Source organism: Elusimicrobiota bacterium (genome assembly GCA_016180815.1).
Lineage (GTDB): Bacteria > Elusimicrobiota > Elusimicrobia > JACQPE01 > JACQPE01 > JACPAN01.
This window is the reverse complement of record JACPAN010000029.1, coordinates 1-8,890: the sequence shown is the minus strand read 5'-3', so window position 1 is coordinate 8,890 and position 8,890 is coordinate 1. Positions and strand designations below refer to the sequence as shown.

Sequence of the window (8,890 nt, the reverse complement as noted above, 5' to 3'; positions counted from 1 at the left end):
GTTGCCGCGAGGCTTACGTGCCCTGTGGGCACGCCGCGCCTCGCGGCGCCTTGCCTCGCTCCAAAATTGCCCCGGCAAATTGATCATTAATTCCTTAACGGACCCTTATTGACGACTTCGGCGATCACTTCTTCTTCGGACTTGTTTTGAGCTCGGGCTCTGAAATTCAAAATCAGACGATGCCGCAGAACAGGCGAGGCCACACGAAGCAAATCCTCGGTCGACGGCGCGTTGCGGCCGCTGAGAATCGCCCTGGCTTTGGCGGCCAGCACCAAGGATTGCGTGGCGCGGGGCCCCGCGCCCCAGGCCAAAAATTCCTTGACGATGGCCGGAGACGACGGATCCTGAGGCCGCGTGCGCCGCGCAATGGCCACGGCCGCATCCTCGACATGATCGGCGGAAGGCACCTGGCGCACCAAATTTTGGATTTCCAGGACATCCTGCGCGCTCATCACCTTGGCTGCGCAGGGCAAATCAGCGGCCGTGGTGCGCCGGACGATGGAAAGCTCCTCCTCGGCGCTCGGATAGCTGATATTGATTTCAAAGAAAAACCGGTCCAGTTGAGCCTCGGCCAAAGGATAGGTGCCCTCCTGTTCGATGGGATTTTGCGTGGCCAGGACGAAAAAAGGCTCAGGTAAAGGGTACGTGACGCCATTGTAAGTGACCGTGTGCTCCTGCATGGCCTGAAGAAGCGCGGATTGGGTTTTGGGCGGAGTCCGGTTGATTTCATCGGCCAACAACAAATTGGTGAAGACCGGGCCTTTGACGAAACGAAAGCTGCGCTCTTTGGTTTTTTGGTCTTCCTCCAGGACCTCGGTGCCCGTGATATCCGAGGGCATCAGGTCCGGGGTGAACTGAACGCGCCGAAACTCCAGGTCCAGGGCTTGGCCGAAGGTGGAGACGATGAGGGTCTTGGCCAAACCCGGCACGCCCACGATCAAGGCATGGCCGCGGCAAAACAAAGCGATCAGCAATTCTTCGATGACCGCATCCTGCCCGACGATGACCTTGGCGATCTCGGCCTTCAAACGGCCGACGTTCTCAAGCAGACGGTCGAATTGATTGTCCCCCCTCGCCACTCCTCTACTTTAGCTTGAATGAACCATCCGCTCAATAGGCAAAACGCCTGAGTCATTTAGGGTCCGTTAATCCCGCACGATTGATCCGCAAGGCAAGAAACCCGGAGGCTTTTAAGAGCGTACACATCCTGGCCGTCGACTTGCCGCTCATTCAACAAGATCATGGCGCTGATCCGGGTGACGGGCCGGCCGCTCGTGTCGTCATAACGGCTTAAATCAAAATCTCCTAATTCTTCGAGCCGTCCGCCGTCGAATCCCGCGCGCAGAATCAACCGGTCTCCCTGCCGGATGATGCTCATCACAAGGAATCTGTTTTTGCTCGTCACCGGGATTTGTTTGTCCGAAACCGAACTGCCGATGGCCGAGGGCCACCAGCCTTGGGGGCTGGGGCTATAGCCGATTTGGGCGCCGCGGGGACCGCCGGGCTGGCGCAAATCCCCGGCATCGACGGTCAAAGCAAACGTGGTCCGGTCCGGTGAAATATCCTGCCAGTTGCTGAGTTTGGACCGGTCAAGATCAAGAATCGCTTCGACGTCAACATCTCCCTCGATCGCTCCCTCCCAGATCAAACCCTGTTCGGCATATCGCCGGCTTTCAGGGATGACGCGCGGCTGCTCAAGATAAACATAATCCTCCTGCCAACGAACCTCCCCCGCTACGGCAAAATTCTTGGCGGTTAAGGGCAGGTGTTGAGCGCCGGCCAAAGCCGGCCGCGGACCGGAATCTCCCGCATGCCGGCGCCGCACCGTGTGGATGCCCAACGCAGCCGCTAAAAGCGCGCAAAGAAAAACTAACGCCTTTTTCTTCGTTTTACGCCGGCCGAAAAGAAAAAATAAATAAAACGCCCCAGGCCCGCCGATCAAAACAGCCATAAGCCCGCGCAATGTCTGATATTCGCGAAGGTCGCCCAGGCCGCCCGAGCCCGGGGAATATTTGAGCCATCGCCAAGAATCCGGTATGAAAAATAAAAATTCATGCACGGACGCGATGATCAACAACAAAACCAAAATAAAACTGAGCCCGGACAGCGCGTCTTTTAATTTTTCAAGCAGCCTCTCCCTCGGCGAACCAGGGCCGCCCTGCGAGTCCTCCGGCATCATTGATAAAAGATTAGCAGACCTGGCTCTTGTTTGCTTTCCCCAAGGCGGCCAAGATGGCTATACTGTCGATAACGGCCAAACAAGACTAAACTTAAAATGGAGGCTTTATGAATCTTCCCAAGGACGACCCGATTGTCGTGATTGACGGCGTGCGCACGCCGATCGGCCAGGTCTCTAAATCCCTATCCGAGGTCGCGCCCGCGGATATGCTCAGCGCAACGATCAAAAATCTGGTCGCCAAATTAAAGATCGACCCTAAAATCGTCGACAGCGTCGTGATCGGCTGGGTCGGCCAAGATGTTTCCGCCCCCAATATCGCGCGCGTGGTCACGCTGAAAGCCGGACTGCGCACGGAGATTCCGGGCTTTACCGTTCAATGCAATTGCGTTTCCTCCATCGAGGCGCTCTCTTCCGCCGCCAGAGTCATCGCCACCGGCGAAGCCGAAGTGGTTGTGGCCGGAGGCGTTGAATCCATGTCCACTTTTCCTTACACGATTACCGGCTCCCGCTCCAATAAAGCGCTGCGTTCGTTCCAGACGGTCAAAGAAAACTGGGCTAATTTATGGCAGGCCGACGGCGTGAAAATCGCGGACTCGACGGAGCAGGGGCTCACCGATCCCGTCAGGCTCGTCAATATGGCGGGCACCGCGGAAATCTGCGCGCAGATGTACGACGTGTCCCGCGATGAGCAGGATAAATATGCGCATGAGACCTTCCGCCGCTGCTTAGACGCCCAGGAACGCGGTTTCTACAAAACCCATACCCAGCCGTATCAAGCCAACGGCCAAACGCTTTTGGAAAAAGACGAATATCCTTATCTGCGGGCCTCGCTGGTGGCGAAACCGGCGATGATCGCCAAGGCTCCGGTTCTCTTCGACAGCCCGGCCTATACCTTCCAAAATTTCTGGAAAGACTTCGGCCAATACATCGTGGACAAGCCCAGCCCCAACGGATCAGGGCGGGCGACTGTGACGCTGTTTAACTCCTGCCCGCGCTCCGACGGCGCGGGCGCGGTCTTGGTCACCAAGCTCTCCAAAGCCAAGGCGCTCAAGCTTCCCGTGGCGGCCATGATCCGCTCCTGGAGCTTTTACGGCAATGACCCGGCGCACATGGGCGTGGGCCCGGCCTTAGCCGCCGATGAAGCCTTGAAACGGTCGAACTTGTCCTTCGACAAACTCGATCAAATCGAGCTTCACGAACCGTTTGCGGCCACCGTGCTGTCTATTTTTAAGCTCGGACAAAAAAAATACGGGCATGACTGGTCGGCCAAGTGGCAAGAGAAAAAACTCAACCCCAACGGCGGCACCATCGCGCTGGGGCATCCTTTGGGAGCCACGGGCATCCGGTTGTTCCTGAACCTGGCTTACGCCTTCAAGGAAAACAGCGGTTCAAAATACGGGCTGATTGCCGGCTGCTCCGGCGGCGGCGTGGGCGGGGCCATGATTTTCGAGAAGGCCTAACCAACAGCGGACGGCGAACACTCCGGCGGCAAGCCGCCTCAAAGGCTGTTATCCTATGAAGGATGCGTGACTTTTTATTTCTTCTTTTCCTGACCTGCGGGCTGATTCTTCCGCTGTCCGCCAATAATTGCATCCTTGACCAGCGTCTGCCCAGGGGATTCCCCGCGGATTTCACGCTTTGCTGGTCCGATCCAAACTACCGGGTCGGTTCCGTCAACGTCATCAATTTACTGGGCACGCCCGAAACTTATCAATTCCTGCGATACGGCAATCCCATCACCGGAGTTTTTCTCAACACCAAAATTCGCAAAAGCCGCTTATTAGTCTACAGCGGCCGCATTTATCTTGAAATCGATCCCACCTGGCTGCGCCCGGAAAGCATTCGCGGCGAAGTGGAACGATTTCAAATTCGGGCCGGACAGGTTTGGGATGAGCGGCATGAATTTTTGGATTCCATCCGCGCGGAAACTAAATGGAGAATAGTCACGGGCTCGCCGGGGCGTTTTCGCATCGACCTTCTTGAGAAGAAGGGCCCGAATCTCACGGAAAGCGTGGACCTGTCCCAAGCGGCTGCGCCGGACGCCGGCACAGGCACCGGCAGCGCTCCGACGCCGGGCGCGGAAACAAACGACTCAGGATTGACCGCGGACAGGCTCAGAGCCATGAGCAACAGCGAAATCATCGATGGACTCGCCGCCGAAGCTCCCGATGTCGTGATCACCGGGCGCGGCATCCGAGTGCCGGAAAACGCCGAACTTCCCGAAAATGCGGAGGGTTTGATCTGGGAATTAACCCGAAGATTTGAACGAGAGGCTTTATCGGAAATTCAGCAAGCGACGGGTTGGCCGGTGACCGAAGGGGATTGCCAGGTTCATTGTTATGACATTGCCTCAGGAAACTACACTCTTTACGGAACCTATCCCCCAAAAGGACTTATGGCCTCGGGCTGGACGCCGGATTCCTGCGAATATTGGCTGATGTCCGGCCCGACCTGCTATTGACCTATTTTTTCTTAAAGTAATCGGGGAGTTTGCGCGCGGCGATGATGCCCATGGCCGCGGCCCCGGCCAGCGCGCCGACAGCCACGACATAGGGGACTGGAGCCGCAATCGCCATGATTTTCAACAACAAAGCGGCGCAGACGGCCGTAATGCCGACCATATTGAGGGCCATGACGATCGTATTTTTTTCATCAACGCCCCCAAGAAACGTCGCCACGGCAAAAAGCCCCAAGCCGAGCGCGATGCCCCCCATCCCCAACAGCGCAGCCCATTCAAGCGAAGCGCTCAAACCGGTCAAATAGGTTGCGGCTCCCAAAGTCATGACGCCGATGCTGGCCGCGGTCAACCCATTGGCGAGAGCGAGCCGTGAATCTGATTGACGAGAAGCGGACGATCGGGTTGAATTTCTTGATGCGGGATCGCCGGATTCTTGATATTGCGGCTGGGCCGGCGGCAGCATAAAAGGCAACTGCGGCTCTTCGACGGTTTCTCCGTCAAAATAAGAACCTATTTGCGCGGCTTCGCGTTCCTGCGGACTGTTGAGATCAGAAGGGAGGCTTGCGGCCCGGACCGAGAACGCCGGGATAAAAATTAAAAAGGCAAAGCCGGCTATCTTCAGCGTGCCCCCGCCATCAAGCCGATCAAGGCCCCGATCCCGGCGCCGACGAGAATGCCGCCCACAACAACGCCGGCCGCAACCAACGCAGCAATACCCCAACCCAGACTTGTTCCGGCAATAATTCCCCAAACAGCGAACGGAGCTCCGATAATGCCCAGGATCAGGCCCACGAAACCTCCGCCGTTGGCAAAATCCTCAAATTTAGCGGATGACTTTTCGGCAGCCGGCTCCTTGGGATCGGGACGCTCATCGGTAGAACGCCTGCCGTCCTGCGGCGATCCTTCCGTCTCCGGGATAGGCTCGGGCCGGGAGTCGGGAGCAACCGGCCTCCTTGAACCATCATCACCGCGGCCGCCCCGGTCAAAAGTGGACTCAAGGGCGATCCGATCATTGATGGTTTGATCATCGGCCCAGGATGAGCCCACGGCGATTGTAAAAATAAAAAATAGCGAAAATTTTAAGGTTCGACTCATGGAATTTTGCTCCTTCAGCAGCCCGACAGGGCCGAGTGCCTATATTATCGCTTATAAACAATCGGCTAAGTAACGTCGGAAATCAAAAAAGCGATAAAAAAAGCCGTGGCCACGCCCATGCCCACAAGAGCCACGAAACCATGGGTAGGAAAAATAGCCATCAGGATGCCGGCAGCCAAAACCGAACCAATCGTTAAATTGAGAAGCGTCCAATTGGGTGAATAAGCCTCTTCGGCCTCGGCGGAAACCGCGCCGGCGACAGGAACGTTCGCTGAAGACCCAGGTTGATCGTTGTTTAGAGCCGAGTCATTGTTATTTTCAATTTTGGAAGAACCGCCGGAGAGAGGAACCGGGCTGCCGGCGCCTGCGCCAGGGGGCCCTTGGTCAAAAGTCTTTTGGGCGTTGACGTATTCTTGATCCGTGGAATCCTGGGCCATGACCTGATTGATCAGCAGGCCGGCAACCCCCAACGCCAAACAAAACCTCATGCTTTAAATTTAACCGGACCGCGAAACGACCGGCCTGGGTCTTAAGTCCCTAGGCGCCCGGGACTCCCGTCAGGGCGCATCAATATTCTGAAGATTTCCGGAGGTTTGGAATAAACTTTCCAAAGCGCGCTCAACGGCATCCATCGCCGCTTTGTGAGAACCGACGATAACCTCAAATTTTCTGGTCTGATGGTTATAGATCGATACTAACGGCAACATGGGGGCCAGATCGGTTCTCGGATTTTCATTGACGTTATACCTGTAGAACCTGACCATCCCTCGATAGTCTTCAGCCAGAGCATCCAATTTATTTTCCATGATGCGGCAAGGAGGGCACGGCGCCCAAAATTCCATGACAACCGGTTTATCCGTCAATGCCAACGTATTGAATAAATCCTCCTGGCTGCCGTGAAAATCCTCCCTAAGCGCAAACATCGGGCCTTCAAGCATTTCATCGAGAATCGGCTTGATATTCGCCTTGTTTTTTTCGAGCTCCGCATAAGCATCGGTTTGCCTGCGCACCAGCTTCCCATGCTGGTAGAACAAAAGTTTGGGGATGGGCACATCCTCGGGCAGCGGATCATCGCCGACATTGACTTTTAAAAACAGAATTTTGCCCCGGTACTCCCGGGCTAATTCCTCAACAGCCGGAGACAAAGCCTGACAGGGTCCGCACCAAGTCGCCCAATAATCAACCACCACCGGAACCCTGGACTTGGCGATCAATTCCTGGGCCTTGGTCTTGCTCACTTCTTTGGCATACGTCCTTTTCTTCGCCTGGCCCAGGCGAACGGGGGACTTCTTCCCCGGCTGTTGTTGATTCGTCTGGTCAAAATGCCCGCGAACCTTGTTCATTTGTTGATTGGCCGGTGTCTGGGAAAAGACAGGCGTCAATGCAAAAATAAAGGCGAGCACGCCGCCTAAAGTTTGTTTAACGATACGGCTGTTTTCATGCATATGTATTCTCCTTCGTTATTTTTTTCATAAAAATTTCGTCAGCGCCGAAGGCTCAGAGACATCACCAAACCCCCGATGCCGACGATGGTCAACCCCATTCCCAAGAGACCCAAACCGCCGGAGCTAAGCAAGGTGGCCACATAAAAAGTCGTGGCGCCCATGGGCAAAACAATCATGCTCGCGATAAACAGCGGCCAGCGGCTTCGTCCGAAATCAAAAGAATCCGAATCGTTCTGATTTGAGATCACCCGCCTGGGGCTGATCTTTTGTCCCGCATCATCGGTTGATTGAGCAGGCGTTTGCGAATATTCGTCCTGAGAGGCCGGTTCCGGAAAATCAACTTGCTGATCAGGACAATTGAGATTTTTCCTCCGGGGCGCTGTGCCGTGCATCAGGGCATCGATGATTTCTTTATCCTCAAAAGCGTCGACCCCGGTGCATGGCGCTTGGGTGGAGGAGGCATCAGAAAGAGCGGTTGATTGAGCCAGCACAGGCCCTCCGGCAACCCCTCCCGACAGCAAAAAAAGACAAAAGAGAATCTTCATTCGCGCTCGCCAATCTCTTTTTCAATCGCTTGAATCTCACCCTCGGCCAGCGAAGCTTGCTCGCTGGCCCGCTCAGCAGCATCTCCTGCGGTCCGACTTTCTTCGTTCTTTTTTGAAGCTAACACACCCATGACAATCGCTGCAATCCCAAAAGCGGCCCCGATACCCAACAAGAAGATACCGGCCCCCGTCCACAAGCCGCCGATCGCATATCCCACGCTGTAAATGGACAGCCCCGCGCCAATGGCGCCGGCCGCGCCGGTGCCATACCATAAACCTGAAGCTTGTTTGCGGGCGGTAGCGGAACGCTCGCCCTCTACCTTAGCGATGTATTGCGACCCATAAAGCTTGACGCGAGCTGCGTGAAGCTTTAATCTCAGCTCTTCCTGCCGCTCCTCTTGACTCGGCTCTTGTTCATGGAATGAAGAACCATCGTGACCTGGTTTAACCGGAGCAATGCCCAAAGCGTCCATAACGGCACCGGCTGCATCCATCGTTTTCATGAGCGCCTCATGGCTTTTCTTGATGTCGGGAACCGGTTCCGGCGCCTGTTGAGCAAAACCCAACACGCCGGAGAGAAACAGCGCCCCAAAGGGACTTCCCGCGGTTACAATTATTTTTTTTGTACGTATTTTCATCACTTAACCTGGGCCGCGAAACGCAGCATTCGTTGCAGCATCGGTTTAAAATGAAGCCCCCACGGCGCTCCCAGGGGCAGGGCTTTGCGAAGCGCCTTGCTGACCGAAAGCTCGACGATTTGAGCGCCGGCCAAAGCCGGCGGCGCGATCTCCTTACACGCGGGCACAATCTTGACCCGCAACCACATTCCCCTGCCCTGCTCCACACGCATGGTCATCTGGCTAAACTCCGCACCATGAAAAATCCAGGGATTGGGTCGCGTTTTCGTTCCAATGGCAAGCCTAGTCGCTTTACTCTCCAAGGCCTCGGGAGCAGCGAGTGGTCCTTCGAAAAATTGCCCAAGCTCAAGGGTTCTTGTTCCAAAATCAGGACGCTTGTACTTTCCCTTATTATGAACCGCATCCATCATTTTCTGAAGCTCCCTAGCGGACATATTTTTATCCACAAGATCCACCGGTTGACCTAATTTTGGGGCTCCGGCGTTCAATCCAGCCGCCGCCCATCCCAACAAAATTGCCGTCATCAGTAT

The 8,890-nt window shown here is 55.7% G+C and carries 11 protein-coding genes; 2 read left to right on the top strand and 9 right to left on the bottom strand.

The genetic code is table 11. The annotated features are described in order from the left end of the window. Window positions 1–86: 86 nt before the first annotated feature. Both HYT79_12220 and HYT79_12215 read right to left on the bottom strand, forming a co-directional pair. Window positions 87–1,079, bottom strand: a complete 993-nt coding sequence (locus HYT79_12220) for a MoxR family ATPase (GenBank protein MBI2071345.1) — start codon at window positions 1,077–1,079, stop codon at window positions 87–89. 56 nt (window positions 1,080–1,135) lie between these two features. Continuing rightward, complete coding sequence (locus tag HYT79_12215; GenBank protein MBI2071344.1) at window positions 1,136–2,179, bottom strand: hypothetical protein; 1,044 nt, start codon at window positions 2,177–2,179, stop codon at window positions 1,136–1,138. A gap of 107 nt (window positions 2,180–2,286) precedes the next feature. Between HYT79_12215 and HYT79_12210 the strand changes: the two genes are divergently transcribed. Together HYT79_12210 and HYT79_12205 are read left to right on the top strand one after the other, a co-directional pair. Further along, window positions 2,287–3,639, top strand: a complete 1,353-nt coding sequence (locus HYT79_12210) for a thiolase family protein (GenBank protein MBI2071343.1) — start codon at window positions 2,287–2,289, stop codon at window positions 3,637–3,639. 62 nt (window positions 3,640–3,701) lie between these two features. Next, window positions 3,702–4,640 (top strand): hypothetical protein, encoded by a 939-nt coding sequence (locus HYT79_12205; protein MBI2071342.1) that lies wholly within the window; start codon window positions 3,702–3,704, stop codon window positions 4,638–4,640. Window position 4,641: 1 nt separating this feature from the next. Here the strand turns inward: HYT79_12205 and HYT79_12200 are convergent, their stop codons facing one another. The 7 genes from HYT79_12200 to HYT79_12170 form a co-directional block, all read right to left on the bottom strand. Then, window positions 4,642–5,100: a hypothetical protein gene (locus HYT79_12200; protein ID MBI2071341.1), complete on the bottom strand. Its 459-nt coding sequence runs from the start codon at window positions 5,098–5,100 to the stop codon at window positions 4,642–4,644. Window positions 5,101–5,255: 155 nt separating this feature from the next. After that, window positions 5,256–5,732: a hypothetical protein gene (locus HYT79_12195; GenBank protein MBI2071340.1), complete on the bottom strand. Its 477-nt coding sequence runs from the start codon at window positions 5,730–5,732 to the stop codon at window positions 5,256–5,258. Between the two features lie 65 nt (window positions 5,733–5,797). Then, complete coding sequence (locus tag HYT79_12190) at window positions 5,798–6,220, bottom strand: hypothetical protein (protein MBI2071339.1); 423 nt, start codon at window positions 6,218–6,220, stop codon at window positions 5,798–5,800. 69 nt (window positions 6,221–6,289) lie between these two features. Beyond that, window positions 6,290–7,177 carry a thioredoxin family protein gene (locus HYT79_12185; GenBank protein ID MBI2071338.1) on the bottom strand — a complete coding sequence of 296 codons (888 nt, stop codon included), beginning with the start codon at window positions 7,175–7,177 and terminating at the stop codon, window positions 6,290–6,292. Between the two features lie 38 nt (window positions 7,178–7,215). Beyond that, on the bottom strand, window positions 7,216–7,722 hold the full coding sequence (locus HYT79_12180; GenBank protein MBI2071337.1) for a hypothetical protein: 507 nt from the start codon (window positions 7,720–7,722) through the stop codon (window positions 7,216–7,218). After that, window positions 7,719–8,291 (bottom strand): hypothetical protein, encoded by a 573-nt coding sequence (locus HYT79_12175; protein ID MBI2071336.1) that lies wholly within the window; start codon window positions 8,289–8,291, stop codon window positions 7,719–7,721. The genes HYT79_12180 and HYT79_12175 overlap by 4 nt, the downstream gene beginning before the upstream one ends. A 68-nt stretch (window positions 8,292–8,359) precedes the next feature. Next, window positions 8,360–8,815 carry a hypothetical protein gene (locus HYT79_12170; protein ID MBI2071335.1) on the bottom strand — a complete coding sequence of 152 codons (456 nt, stop codon included), beginning with the start codon at window positions 8,813–8,815 and terminating at the stop codon, window positions 8,360–8,362. Window positions 8,816–8,890 lie beyond the last annotated feature (75 nt).